The sequence below is a fragment of the Streptomyces sp. NPDC052040 genome (assembly GCF_044548405.1).
Taxonomy (GTDB): domain Bacteria; phylum Actinomycetota; class Actinomycetes; order Streptomycetales; family Streptomycetaceae; genus Streptomyces.
The window spans coordinates 25,379-40,373 of sequence record NZ_JBIUBV010000019.1 but is presented as its reverse complement, the minus strand read 5'-3'; the positions used below and the strand labels follow the sequence as shown (position 1 = coordinate 40,373).

The following is a 14,995-nucleotide window of genomic DNA, read 5'->3' as shown; positions in this document are numbered from 1 at the left end:
GGCGGGAAGGTTAGGCCGTGAGGACCGCCGCCCGGTCGAGGAACGCCAGCCGGGCGCGCTTTTCGGGCAGATACACGTCCGGGAGGTCCACCTCGGGCAGCACGACGAGCGGGCCCTCGGCGAAGCCCTGGCGCAGGAAGCGGGAGACGGCCTTGGTGTTGCGCTCGTCGGGGTCGACCACGACCCGCTGCCGCCCGAGCTTCTCGAAGACGTACGAGACGGCGGTGACCAGCAGCGCCGAGGTCCAGCCCGGCTGGGCGCCGCCGGGTCCGGCGGGCGCGAGCAGCAGATGGACGCCGATGTCGCCGGGCTCGACGGGGTAGCACTCGCCGACCCGGTCGGCCTCCGGCTCATAGGTCTGGAGGAGCGCGGCCGGTTCCCCGTCCTTGACGATGAGGAAGGCGTGATGGGTGTCGAGGGTGTCCATATGGGCGTATATCTCGCCCACTTCCTGTCTGGACAGCCCCTTCATGCCCCAGAAGGCGGCGCGTTCGGCGTCCACCCAGGCGTGGATCACGTCCGCGTCGGCCCAGGCGTCCAGGGGCACGATCCGCACGGTGCCGAAGCCGTCGACCCGGCGTTCGTGGACGGTGGTGCGGTCGGGGGCGTAGGGCTCAGTGGTCATGGGTGCTCTCCTTCGTCAGTAGCTCCCAGCCGGTGACGACCGGGGCGAGCTCCCCCTCCAGCCACAGGGGGAGTTGGTCGCGGTGGTGGGCCGAGCCCGGCACGCCCGAGGCCCCGAGGGGGACCACCCAGAGGCTGTCCTCGCGGCGGGCCAGGTCCCAGATGTAGCGGGCGGCCGGGGCGCGCGCGCTCAGATGGGTCAGGCCGGGGACGGCGGAGGCGCACAGGACGCAGTCGTGGTCGCCGGACAGCCCCGGTTCCTCGTCCCGCTCCTCGCCCTCCGGGTCCTCCAGCGCCCGCCAGGGGGCCAGCCGGTGGGTGTCCCCCCAGGTGCCCTGCGGCGGATGCGCGGCGGTCTCCTCGACGGCCTCCCGCAGCACCGCATCGCGGTCGATGCCGAACAACTCCTCGGCCCGCAGCAGGTGTTCGAGCGCGTAGCCGATACGGGCCGTCAGCACCAGCCAGGGCCGGAAGACGTCCGGGTGGGCGGTCGGGGTGATCAGCGGCGCGAAGGCGGGCTGTGCCGCCAGCCGCCGTACGACCTGGTCGCGCACCGCCGCGTAGACCGCCGCGTCCGCGCTGTCCGCGTCCATGTGCCGGTCCCAGCGCAGCAGTCGGTCGCGCAGCGCGTCCGCCGCGGGGGTGAGGGCGTCGAGCGCCGCGAGGCGCTCCAACAGGGGTGCGGCGGAGGCGAGACGGGTGTCCATGTGGACGGCCGCCATGTCCGGCGCGGACCACACGTCCCCGCCGTCCAGCAGGGTGCGGATGCGGTCGGCGCGGTGCGCGGGGGCGAACTCCACGCCGAGGGGGGCGGCGAGGCCCCGCTGGTTCGCCATCACGGCGAAACCGCCCTCGGTGGTCCCGCGCGGCATCGGCTGCCATCCCCGCCACTCGTGGCCGGGCTCCCAGGCGGGGACGGGCCGGGTGCGGTTGGCCTCGGCCCGCAGCGGGACGGTACCGGCGACGCGGTGCAGCACACCGCCGTGGACGTCCGCCGCGAGCACCACGTTGACCGGTTCGGCCCAGCGGTCGAGCGCCCGGTCCACCTCGTCGACGCTGCGCGCCCGCAGCAGGGGGAGCAGGGCGCCGAAGCCCAGGTCGGCGGTGACCCGGGCGGGGTAACGGAGGGACAGGGCCGGGGGGAAGCCGGGGGTGGCGGTCCCGGTGTCGTCGGTGAAGGTCTGCTCCCGGGTCGGGTCAGCGGGGGTCTGCTCCCCGGTCGGGCCGACGGGGGTCTGGTCCCCGGTCGGGCCAGTGGGGGTCTGCTCCCGGGTCGGGCCGACGGGGGTCCGCTCCCCGGTCGGGCCGGTGGGGGTCTGATCCTGGGGCGGGCCGACGGGGGTCCCGGCGGCGGGCCGGGGGCCGCCGCTGACCACCGGGCCCCTCGGCGTCTCGATCACCTCCACTTCCACCGGTTCGGCGCCCGCCACCTCGACCGTCTCCAGGTGCCGGGACACCGCACGCCACTGCCCGTCCGGGTCCAGGGCCTCCACGCCGCCGTCCGCGGTACGGCGCAGCCGCTCGTGGTAGAGGTCCTGGTAGTCGGCCATCGCATTGGTGATCGCCCAGGCCACCGGGCCCGCGTGGGCGAAGTGCGCGGTCCCGGGCACGCCCGGCACGGCGAGGCCGACGACGTCGAACTCCGGGCAGGCCAGGCGGATCTGCTGGTAGACGCCCGGCTCCTCGATGAAACGGTGCGGGTCGCCCGCGATGAGCGCCTGCCCGGTCGCGGTACGGGAACCGTCGGCCAGCCAGCCGTTGCTGCCCAGGATGCCGGGTCCGTCGGCGGCGAAGAGGCCGACGGCGTCCTCGCCGAGGTGCCGTACGACCTCCTCGCGCCAGAACTTGGCGGGGAAACCGGCGAACAGGAGGTGGGTGGCGAGCCAGACGCCGAGCGGGTGCCAGGGCTCCCAGCGGCCGGGGGCGAGACCCGTGCGCGCGAACTCGGGGGAGCGCCGGGCGCCTTCCGCCAGCCCCTCGTTGACGCCCTCGGTGTAGGCGCGGACCCAGTCGGCGGTCTCCGGGTCCTGCCGCTCCAGGGCGGCGAGGCAGCGGCGTGCCGAGTCCTCGACGCGGGCCCGCCGCGCCAGCAGGTCCCAGGGCAGGGAGCCCGGACCGAGGAAGGCGGCGGAGGTGCCCTGCGCCCGGTGCCGTTCGACCTCCAGCTGCCAGGCGCGGTCCAGCGCGGTGACCCGTCCTTGGGCGCGGGCGAGGGACAGTGCGTCGTCGGCCCGCAGATGCGGGATGCCCCAGGCGTCGCGGTAGGTCTCGGTGGTCACCCTGCACCCCATCGTGGTCGGTTCTCTACGGCGTCGCGGCCGGTCTTCCCCAGCCTTTTTTAGGTAAGCCTTGCCTAAGCAGCTAGGGCATCGTACGTGAAGGGTGCGGGCGGCGTACGGCGGGGCGATCATCGGGGCATGGACGTCACGCTGCACCTCGCCCAGGACCCCGACGCCGACGCGCTCCTCGGGCGCAGTCCGCTCGCCGCGCTCACCGGGATGCTGCTGGACCAGCAGATCCCGATGGAGTGGGCGTTCAAGGGACCGTGGACCGTCGCACAGCGGCTCGGCGCCGACGACCTCGACGCCCATGAGATCGCGGCCCACGACCCGGAGGCCTTCGCCGCGCTGCTCTCCGAGAAGCCCGCGGTGCACCGCTACCCGGGCTCGATGGCGGGGCGCATCCAGCAGCTGTGCCGCTATCTCGTCGAGCACTACGACGGGGACGCCGAGGCCCTGTGGCGGGGCGTGGACAGCGGTCCGGAACTGCTGAGGCGGCTCCAGGACCTGCCCGGCTTCGGCAAGCAGAAGGCGCAGATCTTCCTCGCCCTGCTCGGCAAGCAACTGGGCGTACGGCCCCGGGGCTGGCGCGAGGCCGCGGGGGCGTACGGCGAGGACGCGTCCTACCGCTCGGTCGCCGACATCACCGGGCCCGACTCCCTGGCGAAGGTCAGGGCGCACAAGCAGGAACTGAAGGCCGCGGCGAAGGCGGCCAAGGCGGCCCGGGCCGAGGGCGCGCAGCCCCGGGCGCGCAGCCCCGGGCGCGCAGCCGATGTCCCACCCGGCCCCACCCGGCCCCGCCCGGCGGCGGGTCAGCCGATCGGGGTAACCCGGGTGGCGGCGGCCGCGGAGCCGGTCCAAGCATGGACCATGACCGACGCACCGAGCGGCTCCCCGTGGGGATCCGAGTACGACGACGACCGCCGTGTCCACGCCACCCGCGACCCGCACGCGCCCAGGCCCCCGGGGGACGGCCTGGAGCCGCCGGTCGAGGGCGTCCTGCATCTGCTCTCCCGCAGCGCCTGGCAGGTCGTCCTGGCCACCGGTGCCGCCTCACTGATCCTCGGGATCGTGATCCTGGCCTGGCCCGGGCCCTCCCTGCTCGTCGCGAGCATCCTCTTCGGGCTGTACCTCATCATCAGCGGCGTGCTCCAGGTGGCGTCCGCCTTCGGCACGCACCGGGCGACCTCGCTGCGGGTCCTCGCCTTCCTGAGCGGCGCCCTGTCGATCGTCCTGGGGCTGTTCTGCTTCCGGGGCCCCCTGGAGTCGCTGCTGCTGCTCGCGCTGTGGATCGGCATCGGCTGGCTGTTCCGCGGGATCGCCCAGACCGTGGCGGCCGCCCATGACCCGGCGGTACCCGGGCGCAGCTGGCAGATCATCCTCGGGATCGTCACCTTCATCGCCGGGATCGTGCTGATCGTCTCGCCGTTCCGCTCGATCGCCCTGCTGGCGTGGGTCGCCGGGTGGTGGCTGATCGTGGTGGGCGTGGTCGAGCTGATGACGGCCCTGCGGATCCGCGGCCGCGCCGAGCACATCCCGCGCACCGTGTGACCGACTGAGCCCCGCTCCGCCCCACCACGCACCGCACGCCGGACGTCAACCCCGCGCCGCGCCCGCCCCGCACGGCGAGCCCGTCCCACCGCACGCCAGGCGTCAACCTCGCGCCGCGCATCTCACTCGAGCGGGCGATTCTCGCGTCCATTGCGATGAACCACGCCGTGTCGGCGGGCAGATGACCCTCGTGAGCACCACCCCGCGCCCTGCTCGTACCGCTCGGCGGTATGCCTGGCTGCGGGTGCTCCTGGTGCTGGTGGCGCTGCTCGCGGCCGGGGCGCACGCCGAGGCCGTGACGGACGAGAACGACACGGTGGCCGCGGCCCAGGCCTGCGACACCGAGCACGAGGTGCTCGTCGCCGGGCTGCGGCCGGCGAACCCGCAGGGCCCCCGCGCCCCCGTCCCGCTGCGCCCGGTGCCACGCACCGGAGTCCCGGCGGGCACGCAGGACCCCGCCGCCGGCGCCGCCCGCGCGCTCCTCTTCCCCGCCCTGTCCGCCCTGAGCACCGTGGTTCTGCGCTGCTGACCGGTCCGGCCCCCGCACCGACACCGGCTCATCGCAACGCAAGGACACGTCATGCCCAGAGATCCCTACGCGGCCCTGCTCGCCCTGTTGCGGGCCGAGGCCGTCCGCAGCACCAAGCCCCGGCCGAAGCCCGAACCCGACCCCGACCCCGGCGAGGACCCCCCGTCGGCCCTCGCCCGCGAGGGTGAGCGCGAGTAGCACCCGGCGGCCGCCCGGCTCCCCGGGCGGCCGCCCTGACGTCCGGACCTACCGCCACTGCTGTCCGGACCTACCGCCCCTGCTGTCCGGACCTACCGCCTGCGGCGGGCCGTTCCGAAGAGCGAGCGGGTGATCTCCCGGCCCAACTGGGTGCCGAGCGAGCGGGCCAGGGATTTGAAGGCCCCGCTGGCCACGACCTGTTCCACCAGCGACGGTTCCTCCCGCGCGGGCTCGCGCCCGGCCCCGGCCGCCGCCCCGGCCGCCTCCTCAGCGGTCGAGGCGGCGGCCTCCCGCGCGGCGAGCATCTCGTACGCCGACTCCCGGTCCACCGCCTGCGCGTACCGCCCGTGCAGCGGGGACAAGGAGACCGCCCGCTCCAGGGCATCCGCGTCCACCGGACCCATCAGGGACTCCGGCGCCCTCAGCCGGGTCACCGCGACCGGGGTCGGCGCGCCCCGCTCGCTCAGCACCGTCACCACGGCCTCCCCCGTACCGAGACCGGTCAGCACCGCCTCCAGGTCGTAGGCGGAGTCGGGGAAGGTGCGCACCGCGGACCTCAACGCCTTCTGGTCGTCCGGGGTGAAGGCGCGCAGCGCGTGCTGGACGCGGCTGCCGAGCTGGGCCAGGACGTCCGCGGGCACGTCCCGCGGGGTCTGGGTGACGAAGAAGACGCCGACCCCCTTGGAGCGGATCAGCCGCACCGTCCGGGTGATCGACTCCAGGAACGCCCGGGAGGCACCGTTGAACAGCAGATGCGCCTCGTCGAAGAAGAAGACCAGCTTCGGCCGCTCCGGGTCGCCGACCTCCGGCAGATCGTGGAAGAGGTCGGCCAGGAGCCACATCAGAAAGGTGGAGAACAGCTGCGGCTTGTCCTGGACCGCGGGCAGTTCGAGCACGGACAGCACGCCCCGGCCGTCCGGCGCGGTGCGCAGCAGCTCGCTCGTGTCGAACTCCGGTTCGCCGAAGAAGGGCGCCATCCCCTCCGCCTCGAACGCCGTCAGCGCCCGCAGGATCACCCCGGCCGTCGCCGTCGACAGGCCGCCGATCTCCTTCAGTTCGGGCCGTCCCTCGTCCGACGTCAGGAAGGCCACCACCGCCCGCAGGTCCTTCAGGTCGACCAGCTCCAGGCCCTTGGCGTCCGCGTAGTGGAAGATCAGGCCGAGCGACTGCTCCTGGGTCTGGTTCAGCCGGAGCACCTTCGACAGCAGCACCGGGCCGAAACTCGTGACGGTGGCGCGCACCGGGATGCCCCGGCCGAGGCCGCCGAGCGCGTAGAACTCGGCCGGGAAGGCCCGGGGCGTCCAGTGCTGCCCCACCTCGGCCGCCCGCGCGCGGACCCGCTCGTCCTCCTGCCCGGGTGCCGAGACACCGGAGACGTCCCCCTTGATGTCCGCCAGGAACACCGGCACGCCCTGCGCCGACAGCTGCTCGGCGATCAGCTGGAGCGTCTTGGTCTTCCCGGTGCCGGTCGCGCCCGCGACCAGGCCGTGCCGGTTGAGCACCGACAGCGGGACGCGGACCGGCGCGGCGGGCAGGCACCGCCCGTCCCACACCAGGGCGCCCAGGTCGAGGGCCGGACCCGCGAAGTCGTACCCGGCCGTGATCCCCCGGGCCTCGGAGGGGAGCGCCGGGGCGCTTCCCGGGGTCTCGGGCGCGGCGGCCCCGGGCACCTGCCGGCTGTCGCTCATCACAAAGCACCTGTTCCGTTATGCACCCGTTTACTGCATCTTTTCCAGCGTCGCACTCCGTCGCCATGGCTGCGCCCGGAACGTCGGGCCCGGTAGGCTTTCCGTGTGATCTTCAAGCGCATCGGAAACGGCCGGCCGTACCCCGACCACGGCCGGGAAAGCACCCGGCAGTGGGCGGACGTCGCGCCACGCCCGGTCCGCCTCGATCAGCTCGTGACGACCAAGCAGCAGCTCGACCTGGAGACCCTGCTCGCCGAGGACTCGACGTTCTACGGGGATCTCTTCGCGCATGTCGTGAAGTGGCAGGGCGATCTGTATCTGGAGGACGGCCTGCACCGCGCGGTGCGCGCGGCGCTCCAGCAGCGCCAGGTCCTGCACGCGCGCGTGCTCGAACTCTAGGGAATGCCGGACGCCGCCCCGGTGGCGTCCTCGTGGCCGTCCGTTCACCCCGATGACCCGTTCGGGTTGGACCGGGGGCCACCCAATGATCATCTAGTAGGCATTGCCGCCCGCGCGCACTACGCTGCGCCCATGAGCATGCTGACTCCCCCCGGCATGGGCGGCCAGTACCGGATCACGGGGGGCAAGTACCCGAGGATGCGACGGCCCCGCCGCCGCGGCAGGCTCGTGGCCGCCGCCGTCGCGTCGGTGGCCGCCGTAGGTCTGATCGGCTGGGGAACTGTGCAGCTCATCGGCATCTTCGGCGGTGGCGACCGGACCCTGGCGGCCGGTTCCAAGGCGGGCTGCGCGATCAGCGCGAGCGCCTCACCCACGGCCCCCGCCCCGGCCGCTCCCGGCCGGATCACCGTCAACGTCCTCAACGCCACCGACCGCACCGGCCTCGCCAAGGCGACCGCGGACGAGCTGAAGAAGCGCGGCTTCCGCATCGGCACCGTGGGCAACGCGCCCGAGGGCTACGACAAGAAGGTCAAGGGCACCGGCGTCCTGGTCGGCCCCAAGGCGGCCCTGGACACCACGCTGCCGGTGCTGGGCACCCAGCTCTCCGGCGCCGAGCGCCGCACGGACGCCCGTACGGGAACGGACCTCGACCTCGTTCTGGGCGACGGCTTCACGTCCCTGGCGGACAAGCCGGCCGCGGACAAGGCACTGGCCGCCCTGACCGCACCCTCCGCGTCGCCGTCCCCGGGCAGGCACGGCAAGAAGAGCTGCTGAACGGCCGTCCCCGCCGCCCCCGAAGGAAACCGGCGGGGAGCAGCGGGGACCGGTGTCTGCTACTCCGCCGCCCCGTACAGCCGGTCGCCCGCGTCGCCGAGGCCCGGCACGATGTAACCCAGCTCGTTGAGGTGGTCGTCGACGGCGGCCGTGACCACCGTCACCGGCGTGCCCGCCAGTTCGCGCTCCATCACCTCGACCCCCTCGGGCGCGGCGAGCAGCACCACGGCCGTCACATCGCGCGCGCCGCGCGCGATCAGCTCACGGATCGCCGCCACCAGGGTGCCGCCGGTCGCGAGCATCGGGTCCAGGACGTACACCTGGCGTCCCGACAGGTCCTCCGGCATGCGCGTCGCGTACGTGGAGGCCTCCAGGGTCTCCTCGTTGCGGATCATGCCCAGGAAGCCCACCTCGGCCGTCGGCAGCAGCCGGACCATGCCGTCCAGCATGCCGAGACCGGCGCGCAGGATCGGCACGACCAGCGGGCGGGGGCGGGACAGCTTGACGCCGGTGGTGACGGCGACCGGGGTCTCGACGTCGATCTGCTCGGTGCGCACGTCCCGCGTGGCCTCGTAGGCGAGCAGGGTGACGAGTTCGTCGGCGAGCCGGCGGAAGGTCGCGGAGTCGGTGCGGCGGTCGCGGAGCGTGGTGAGCTTGTGGGCGACCAGGGGGTGGTCGACGACGTGGAGACGCATGTCCCTAACAGTAACCGGGCTTTCCGCCGCGGCCGCCGCGCGCCCTCCGCCCCGGCCGCCGTCGCCCCCCGCCCACACGCCCCGCGCGGCGGCCGCCCCGGTCCGGCCGCCCTGGCATCGAACCCCCCATCAGGGGGAAAGTGGGAGGGACGGAACTGGGGTGGTGTGCGTATGACCGACCGGGAATCCCCCGAGCAGCCCGAGGCACAGGAACCGGACGTCGAGCGCAGGCGGCGCCGCGCCCTGTTCCTGCGTGAACTCGCGGAGGCCCGGGAGTTGCGCGACCGCGTCCAGCCCCGCCGCGCCAAGGCCGCACGCCTGCGTCACGCCATGCGTATGCGCACCTTCCGCTGGTAGCGGCCGGTCCCGACGCGGCCGCCGTGGGGGTGGCCGTGCCGCCACACCGCCCCGGGCCGCGTACGATCCGCTGGTGGCGGCAATGAGTGCGCTGGTGAGTGGTCGGCTTTCGATCGGAGCATCGGCGGTCGAAACGGCCAGACACAGGGGGCAGAAGACATCCCCTGGACGCCTTGTTTCTGCCACGATTCCGAGTGGGTGGGGCTCGGAGAGAACGCTCCCCGCCCACAACCTCCGCCGGGGGGAACCCCAACCGGCACGCCTATGACCAGTGGGAGAGTCACGGTGTACTTCGCCGCACTGCTCGCGCGCACCGAAGACGGGTGGGAAGCGAGCGACACAGAGCTCGACGATGTGGAGACCCTGTCGGATCTGATGGACCTGGCCCGCGACGCCTCGGTCGACGAGGACACGGTGCTCGTACTCATCGAGCAGGAGGACGCGTGGTTCGGCGTCGTCCGCGTGGACGGCGAGGAGGACCCTCGTATCTACGTCTCGGACGCCTCCGCCGCCGCCCGCAGCTCGTACGGCGAGATCCTGCTCACCGACGAACTGCTCGGAAGGGAGCCCGGTGACGACGTCGCCGACCTGGACTCCCTCGACCTCGACGGAACCGAGGACGGTGAGCCCGACGACGACGAGGAGGAGGGCTCCGGCCCGGCCTCGGACGCCTCGGTGCCGCACGGCCCCGTGGGCGACAGCGAGATCCTCGACGACCTCGGTGTCGGCGAGCGGGAACTGCGCCTCCTGGACGCCGATGACGCGCTCAACTCGATCGCCGAGTCGCTGGGCGCCTCGGAGGTCCTGGAGACCGTCCGCTAGGAGCACCGGGTGACCGAGGAGGGGACACCGGCCCCCGATCCGGTGCGCGACCGGTGGCGGGCCGCGATGCGGCTCGCCCTGGACGAGGCCGGCCGGGCCGTCGCGGGCGGCGATGTGCCCGTCGGCGCGGTCGTGCTGTCCGCGGACGGCTCCGTGCTGGCCACGGGGCACAACGAGCGTGAGGCGACGGGCGATCCGACGGCCCATGCGGAGGTCCTCGCGCTCCGCCGGGCCGCGAGCGCGCTCGGCGAGTGGCGGCTGTCCGGCTGCACACTCGTCGTCACACTGGAGCCCTGCACGATGTGCGCGGGCGCGCTCCAGCAGTCCCGGGTGGACCGGCTGGTCTACGGCGCCCGGGACGACAAGGCCGGTGCGGCCGGGTCGCTCTGGGACCTGGTGCGCGACCGGCGGCTCAACCACCGCCCCGAGGTCATCGGCGGGGTGCTCGCCGACCGGTGCGCCCACCTGCTGACGGACTTCTTCCGGGACCGCTGATTTCGCGGCCCTGGGGGCCGCGGAATCGGATTTCAGACCATGGCCCGTCGTGGGGTAGGGTCTCTCTCGGTAGCGTGTCCGAGCGGCCGAAGGAGCTCGCCTCGAAAGCGAGTGTGGCGTAACCCGTCACCGTGGGTTCAAATCCCACCGCTACCGCCGGAGAAGGGCCCCGTCGTCAGACGGGGCCCTTCGTGTTTCCGCGGCGGGGCCTTTCGCCTGTCCGGGACGGGGCGCTCCGGGGGCGGGACGGTGTGGACCCGGTGCGATTCGTGATCTTTTGCGGGCTCCGAACACCTGGCCGGGATACACTCGCCGCCGGCGAACGGGCCCATGGGGCGCACCAGACGGGGGGAGGCCGCGGTGGCGGTACAGGGAAAGAAGATCGCACTGTCCGCACTCGTGGTCTTTGTGCTCTACGTGATCATCACCGACCCCGCCAAGGCCGCCGGCTATGTCCAGATAGGCTTCGAGGGCATCTCCAATGCCGCCAAGGCCGTCGGCCACTTCATGACCTGGGTCGCCGACGGAGCCAAGTGAGGCTCCCCCCGGCCGGGCGGCCGCCGTCACACCCCTGGGAGCGCGCGTGATCCGTCACCTGGTCCTCTTCAAGCTCAACGAGGGCGTCCGGCGCGACGACCCGCGCGTCGTGGAGGGGGTGCGCGCCTTCGAGAGCCTCGGCGGCCGGATCGACGACCTGCGCTTCTGGGAGTGCGGCTGGAACGTCACCGACCGGCCCATCGCCTACGACTTCGCGATCAACTCGGCGGTCGAGGACACCGACGCCCTGCGGCGCTATCTGGAGCACCCGGCGCACCAGGCGGGCGTCGCGCTCTGGCGCGAGTTCGCCACTTGGGTGATCGCGGACTACGAAATCTGAGCGACACCGCGCACGGATTCCGCGCGACACCCCTCACAGAGCCCTCCATCGGAACGGTGGGGGGCTCTCCTGTGCCATGTGCCCAACTCTGTCGTATACCCCAACTCTCCCTCAACACGGCGTTATGCGGTGCTTGCACACAGTGTCCATTTCTTGTGATGCTATGACCGCTTTTGACGGTGAGTTGACAGAGGCGTTGACGGATGAAGAGGTGGCGTTGACCGTGACGGCCAGTACAGCGCCGCCTCAGGACGAGGCTCCAAGCCCTGGTCCCGGCCGGCACCGGACGTCCGACACGGCCCCCGCCCCCCAGGAACCCGACAGCGCCCCCGACCGGCCGCCCGGGAGCACCGCCGACGACCCCGCCGCCTCCCCGGACCCCGCCGACACCCCCCAGAAGCGCCGCGGCGCCGACACCCGGGCCCTCACCCAGGTGCTCTTCGCGCAGCTCAAGGATCTGGAGCCGGGCACCACCGAGCACCATCGCGTCCGCAGCGCGCTCATCGAGGCGAACCTCCCCCTGGTGCGTTACGCGGCCGCCCGCTTCCGCTCCCGCAACGAGCCCATGGAGGACGTGGTCCAGGTCGGCACCATCGGCCTGATCAACGCCATCGACCGCTTCGACCCGGAGCGGGGCGTGCAGTTCCCGACCTTCGCCATGCCGACCGTCGTCGGCGAGATCAAACGCTACTTCCGGGACAACGTCCGCACGGTCCATGTCCCGCGCCGGCTGCACGAGCTGTGGGTGCAGGTGAACAGCGCCACCGAGGACCTCACCACGGCCCACGGGCGCTCCCCGACCACCGCCGAGATCGCCGAACGGCTGCGCATCACCGAGGAGGAGGTGGTGTCCTGCATCGAGGCGGGGCGCTCGTACCACGCCACCTCGCTGGAGGCCGCCCAGGAGGGCGACGGACTGCCGGGCCTCCTCGACCGGCTCGGCTACGAGGACCCCGCGCTCGACGGGGTCGAACACCGCGACCTCGTACGCCATCTGCTCGTCCAGTTGCCGGAGCGTGAACAGCGGATCCTGCTGCTGCGCTACTACAGCAATCTGACCCAGTCACAGATCAGCGCCGAACTCGGCGTCTCCCAGATGCATGTGTCAAGGCTCCTCGCCAGGAGCTTTGCCCGACTGAGATCCGCAAACAGGATCGACGCCTAACCCGGCGGAGCGAAACGCCGACGCGACTTCTTCTCGACATTTTCGCGCTGAGAGTCCCTCAGAACCCTTCCCACCAGGGCGCATTCACCCTTTCCTTGTCGACATGTCACTACAGCGTGTTGCCGACATGTGACATTCTTCCGGGAGCGCGTTTGCCGCAGCCTCGTGGCCGGTATTCAGGTGGAGGCTGCGTTCCCTACGACGGGAGCGCCCGCCGCGACCGTCCCGCGACCCAAAGGGGGTGGCATGTCCGCAGAACAGGGCAGCTCAAAGGTGCTCACGCTCACGCAGAGCGACTCCGCGCCCGACGCGCTCCAGGACCTTCAGGCCCCTCAGGACCTCCCGGACGCCGGGGTCCTCCCGGCTCCCGAGGCCCCGGACCTTCCGCCCACGGGAGCCATCGACACCCGCACCCTGTCCCGCTCCCTCTTCCTGCGGCTCGCCACCCTCGACGAGCACAGCATCGAACGCGCCTACGTCCGGGACACCCTCATCGAGCTGAACCTCCCGCTCGTGCGCTACGCGGCCGCCCGCTTCCGCAGCCGCAACGAGCCGATGGAGGACATCGTCCAGGTCGGCACCATCGGGCTGATCAAGGCGATCGACCGGTTCGACTGCGAACGGGGCGTGGAGTTCCCGACCTTCGCGATGCCGACCGTCGTCGGCGAGATCAAGCGCTTCTTCCGGGACACCTCGTGGTCGGTGCGGGTGCCGCGCCGCCTCCAGGAGCTGCGGCTGGCCCTCACCAAGGCCAGCGACGAGCTGTCGCAGAAGCTGGACCGCTCCCCGACCGTCACCGAACTCGCCGCTGTGCTCGGTGTGTCGGAGGAGGACGTGGTCGACGGCCTCGCGGTCGGCAACGCGTACACGGCGTCCTCGCTGGACTCCCCGGCCCCCGAGGACGACGGCGGCGAGGGCTCCCTCGCGGACCGCCTCGGCTACGAGGACTCGGCCCTGGAGGGCGTGGAGTACCGCGAGTCCCTCAAGCCGCTGCTGGCCAAACTCCCGCCCCGCGAACGGCGGATCATCATGCTGCGCTTCTTCGCCAACATGACGCAGTCGCAGATCGGCGAGGAGATCGGCATCTCGCAGATGCATGTCTCCCGGCTGCTCACCCGCACCCTGGCCCAGCTGCGGGACGGCCTGATCTCGGACTAGCCCGCACCCCGGGGACGCCGGTTCCCCGCCCGCACCGGCTCGTTCGGCGGCGGGCGGAGACGGGCGGAGGCCCCGGTGCGCCCTCCGTACGGCCGGGCAGCACCGAGTCCGGTCAGGGGTGGGGGAGTTCGCGCGGGGGCGGCGGCATGCCTTCGCGTGCGGTCGGCGGCACGGCTGCCCGGGGGAACGCCAACTGCCGGGCCGGGGTGGCCTGTACGGCCGGGCAGCCCATGCGGGGTCGGCAACTGACCTGCGGGGACAGCCCGTACCGCCAGGCAGCGCCCGAGGGGTCGCCAAACGCCCGGCAGGGACGGCCCGTTGGGCGCGCCGCGTCGGGCGTAGGCCATCGGGCCCGCGCGCGGGCGCGGGCTCCGGACGGGGATGCGGGACGGCGGCGGTGTGCTTACGGACTCCGGCCGCCGGCGGGTTACTTCAGCGCGAGCCAGGCGACCGCGGCGACGATCACCACGGCGGCGATCACCCCGACGATCAGTCCGACGCGCGGTCCGGACGGAGCGGGCGCCTGCTGCCTGGCCTGCGGCGCCTCGTCGACGAACGCACGGAACATCTGCGTGCTGCCGGCGGGGTCGTAGTTGCCCTGGGGGCCCTGGGTGTTAGCCATGGCCCGAGACCCTAGCGAATGCGCGAGTGCCGCCCAAGTGGGGGACCCGGTCTCACACCTGCTTCCCGCCTTCGCCACCCCGTCCGCAGCCGGGCGGAAGCCCCTCTTCGGGCATCTCACCTCGCAGTTTACATTCGCCAATACTTGCCTTTGCCAAGTTTTTGCCAGAGAGGAGGTGAATTCATTTGCCTGCGGCAACCAATATCTCTACGGTTGCTCCAGGCAACGAATTAGAGGGAGGTGCGATGGCCGAGCGAGCCCAGTACGAAGAGCTGGCGCGTCAGCTCAGCGCCGTCGGTGCCGTGAAGAGGGACATGGGGCGGATCCTGCCGCCCGACTGCCCGGGCGGTTCCGCCGCCGTGCTGACCCTGCTCGGCCTGCACGGCGACATGCGCATGAGCAAGCTCGCGGAGCTGCTCGCCGTGGACATGTCGGTCACCAGCCGCCATGTCGCCCATGTCGCGGAGCGCGGCTGGATCGAGCGCTCCCCCGACCCCTCGGACAAGCGCTCGCGCATCCTGCGCCTGACGCAGCCGGGCCGGGACCGGCTCGACGAGCTGTCCCGGCGCAGCACCGAACTGCTGGCCGAACGGCTCGCCGACTGGTCCGACGACGACGTCGGCCACCTCAACCAGCTCATGGCACGGCTGCGGGAGAGCTTCGGCGACTGCCGCTCCGCGCCCCGGCTCACGTACTCCGCCCCCGCGGCGGAATCCGTTGCCGACCGGACCACCCGTACACCCGCATAAGCACGTAAGAGAA

Annotated in this window: 18 protein-coding genes, 1 tRNA gene and 1 pseudogene; 15 read left to right on the top strand and 5 right to left on the bottom strand. The window is 72.6% G+C overall.

Features of this window, described 5'->3' with window-relative positions; genetic code table 11:
* Positions 1-10 precede the first annotated feature (10 nt).
* Together ACIHAA_RS27980 and ACIHAA_RS27975 are read right to left on the bottom strand one after the other, a co-directional pair.
* A complete protein-coding gene (locus tag ACIHAA_RS27980) occupies positions 11-625 on the bottom strand; it encodes a GNAT family N-acetyltransferase (protein ID WP_399821922.1) in 615 nt (204 codons plus the stop codon).
* Entirely contained in the window at positions 615-2,903 is a 2,289-nt protein-coding gene (locus tag ACIHAA_RS27975; RefSeq protein WP_399821920.1) for a penicillin acylase family protein, read from the bottom strand. Before ACIHAA_RS27975 ends, ACIHAA_RS27980 begins: the two co-directional genes overlap by 11 nt.
* Positions 2,904-3,041: 138 nt before the next feature.
* Between ACIHAA_RS27975 and ACIHAA_RS27970 the strand changes: the two are divergent.
* From ACIHAA_RS27970 to ACIHAA_RS27955, 4 genes and pseudogenes are all read left to right on the top strand, one after another.
* Positions 3,042-3,629, top strand: a pseudogene (locus tag ACIHAA_RS27970) (HhH-GPD-type base excision DNA repair protein); the annotation flags it as partial.
* A gap of 144 nt (positions 3,630-3,773) precedes the next feature.
* Positions 3,774-4,454 carry an HdeD family acid-resistance protein gene (locus ACIHAA_RS27965; RefSeq protein WP_399822031.1) on the top strand — a complete coding sequence of 227 codons (681 nt, stop codon included), beginning with the start codon at positions 3,774-3,776 and terminating at the stop codon, positions 4,452-4,454.
* A gap of 190 nt (positions 4,455-4,644) precedes the next feature.
* On the top strand, positions 4,645-4,983 hold the full coding sequence (locus tag ACIHAA_RS27960; protein WP_399821918.1) for a hypothetical protein: 339 nt from the start codon (positions 4,645-4,647) through the stop codon (positions 4,981-4,983).
* A gap of 51 nt (positions 4,984-5,034) precedes the next feature.
* Complete coding sequence (locus ACIHAA_RS27955) at positions 5,035-5,181, top strand: hypothetical protein (protein WP_399821916.1); 147 nt, start codon at positions 5,035-5,037, stop codon at positions 5,179-5,181.
* A 92-nt stretch (positions 5,182-5,273) separates the two neighbouring features.
* Here the strand turns inward: ACIHAA_RS27955 and ACIHAA_RS27950 are convergent, their stop codons facing one another.
* On the bottom strand, positions 5,274-6,869 hold the full coding sequence (locus tag ACIHAA_RS27950; RefSeq protein ID WP_399821914.1) for a helicase HerA-like domain-containing protein: 1,596 nt from the start codon (positions 6,867-6,869) through the stop codon (positions 5,274-5,276).
* Positions 6,870-6,974: 105 nt separating this feature from the next.
* On the opposite strand from ACIHAA_RS27950, the gene ACIHAA_RS27945 reads away from it, so the two are divergent.
* Together ACIHAA_RS27945 and ACIHAA_RS27940 are read left to right on the top strand one after the other, a co-directional pair.
* Positions 6,975-7,268, top strand: a complete 294-nt coding sequence (locus ACIHAA_RS27945) for a type II toxin-antitoxin system VapB family antitoxin (RefSeq protein ID WP_356693026.1) — start codon at positions 6,975-6,977, stop codon at positions 7,266-7,268.
* 132 nt (positions 7,269-7,400) lie between these two features.
* Positions 7,401-8,042, top strand: coding sequence for a LytR C-terminal domain-containing protein (locus ACIHAA_RS27940; RefSeq protein ID WP_399821911.1), 642 nt, complete (start codon positions 7,401-7,403; stop codon positions 8,040-8,042).
* A 59-nt stretch (positions 8,043-8,101) separates the two neighbouring features.
* Here the strand turns inward: ACIHAA_RS27940 and upp are convergent, their stop codons facing one another.
* Positions 8,102-8,737 carry a uracil phosphoribosyltransferase gene (gene upp / locus ACIHAA_RS27935; protein ID WP_399821908.1) on the bottom strand — a complete coding sequence of 212 codons (636 nt, stop codon included), beginning with the start codon at positions 8,735-8,737 and terminating at the stop codon, positions 8,102-8,104.
* Between the two features lie 171 nt (positions 8,738-8,908).
* Between upp and ACIHAA_RS27930 the strand changes: the two genes are divergently transcribed.
* The 8 genes from ACIHAA_RS27930 (at position 8,909) to ACIHAA_RS27895 (ending at position 13,611) form a co-directional block, all read left to right on the top strand.
* On the top strand, positions 8,909-9,094 hold the full coding sequence (locus tag ACIHAA_RS27930; protein WP_399821906.1) for a hypothetical protein: 186 nt from the start codon (positions 8,909-8,911) through the stop codon (positions 9,092-9,094).
* A gap of 285 nt (positions 9,095-9,379) precedes the next feature.
* On the top strand, positions 9,380-9,916 hold the full coding sequence (locus ACIHAA_RS27925; RefSeq protein WP_399822029.1) for a hypothetical protein: 537 nt from the start codon (positions 9,380-9,382) through the stop codon (positions 9,914-9,916).
* Positions 9,917-9,982: 66 nt separating this feature from the next.
* Complete coding sequence (gene tadA, locus ACIHAA_RS27920; RefSeq protein ID WP_399822026.1) at positions 9,983-10,411, top strand: tRNA adenosine(34) deaminase TadA; 429 nt, start codon at positions 9,983-9,985, stop codon at positions 10,409-10,411.
* Between the two features lie 68 nt (positions 10,412-10,479).
* Positions 10,480-10,567, top strand: a tRNA-Ser gene (locus ACIHAA_RS27915).
* 204 nt (positions 10,568-10,771) lie between these two features.
* Entirely contained in the window at positions 10,772-10,948 is a 177-nt protein-coding gene (locus tag ACIHAA_RS27910; protein WP_399821904.1) for a hypothetical protein, read from the top strand.
* A 46-nt stretch (positions 10,949-10,994) separates the two neighbouring features.
* Entirely contained in the window at positions 10,995-11,288 is a 294-nt protein-coding gene (locus tag ACIHAA_RS27905) for a Dabb family protein (RefSeq protein WP_399821903.1), read from the top strand.
* Positions 11,289-11,511: 223 nt separating this feature from the next.
* Positions 11,512-12,453 (top strand): RNA polymerase sigma factor SigF, encoded by a 942-nt coding sequence (locus ACIHAA_RS27900; protein ID WP_399821898.1) that lies wholly within the window; start codon positions 11,512-11,514, stop codon positions 12,451-12,453.
* Between the two features lie 246 nt (positions 12,454-12,699).
* The gene (locus ACIHAA_RS27895) at positions 12,700-13,611 is read left to right on the top strand and encodes an RNA polymerase sigma factor SigF (RefSeq protein WP_399821896.1); all 912 of its coding nucleotides are present in this window, start codon (positions 12,700-12,702) and stop codon (positions 13,609-13,611) included.
* 427 nt (positions 13,612-14,038) lie between these two features.
* Here the strand turns inward: ACIHAA_RS27895 and ACIHAA_RS27890 are convergent, their stop codons facing one another.
* Positions 14,039-14,233 (bottom strand): hypothetical protein, encoded by a 195-nt coding sequence (locus tag ACIHAA_RS27890; RefSeq protein ID WP_399821894.1) that lies wholly within the window; start codon positions 14,231-14,233, stop codon positions 14,039-14,041.
* Between the two features lie 245 nt (positions 14,234-14,478).
* Here ACIHAA_RS27890 and ACIHAA_RS27885 point away from each other — a divergent pair, with 245 nt between their 5' ends.
* Positions 14,479-14,982, top strand: a complete 504-nt coding sequence (locus ACIHAA_RS27885) for a MarR family winged helix-turn-helix transcriptional regulator (protein ID WP_399821892.1) — start codon at positions 14,479-14,481, stop codon at positions 14,980-14,982.
* Positions 14,983-14,995 lie beyond the last annotated feature (13 nt).

Excerpts from the sequence above, each read along its gene's own strand:
- ACIHAA_RS27980 (WP_399821922.1), bottom strand. The coding sequence starts at position 625 with ATGACCACTGAGCCCTACGCCCCCGACCGCACCACCGTCCACGAACGC.
- ACIHAA_RS27965 (WP_399822031.1), top strand. The coding sequence starts at position 3,774 with ATGACCGACGCACCGAGCGGCTCCCCGTGGGGATCCGAGTACGACGAC.
- ACIHAA_RS27955 (WP_399821916.1), top strand. The coding sequence starts at position 5,035 with ATGCCCAGAGATCCCTACGCGGCCCTGCTCGCCCTGTTGCGGGCCGAG.
- ACIHAA_RS27950 (WP_399821914.1), bottom strand. The coding sequence starts at position 6,869 with ATGAGCGACAGCCGGCAGGTGCCCGGGGCCGCCGCGCCCGAGACCCCG.
- ACIHAA_RS27940 (WP_399821911.1), top strand. The coding sequence starts at position 7,401 with ATGAGCATGCTGACTCCCCCCGGCATGGGCGGCCAGTACCGGATCACG.
- upp (WP_399821908.1), bottom strand. The coding sequence starts at position 8,737 with ATGCGTCTCCACGTCGTCGACCACCCCCTGGTCGCCCACAAGCTCACC.
- ACIHAA_RS27930 (WP_399821906.1), top strand. The coding sequence starts at position 8,909 with ATGACCGACCGGGAATCCCCCGAGCAGCCCGAGGCACAGGAACCGGAC.
- tadA (WP_399822026.1), top strand. The coding sequence starts at position 9,983 with ATGCGGCTCGCCCTGGACGAGGCCGGCCGGGCCGTCGCGGGCGGCGAT.
- ACIHAA_RS27895 (WP_399821896.1), top strand. The coding sequence starts at position 12,700 with ATGTCCGCAGAACAGGGCAGCTCAAAGGTGCTCACGCTCACGCAGAGC.
- ACIHAA_RS27890 (WP_399821894.1), bottom strand. The coding sequence starts at position 14,233 with ATGGCTAACACCCAGGGCCCCCAGGGCAACTACGACCCCGCCGGCAGC.
- ACIHAA_RS27885 (WP_399821892.1), top strand. The coding sequence starts at position 14,479 with ATGGCCGAGCGAGCCCAGTACGAAGAGCTGGCGCGTCAGCTCAGCGCC.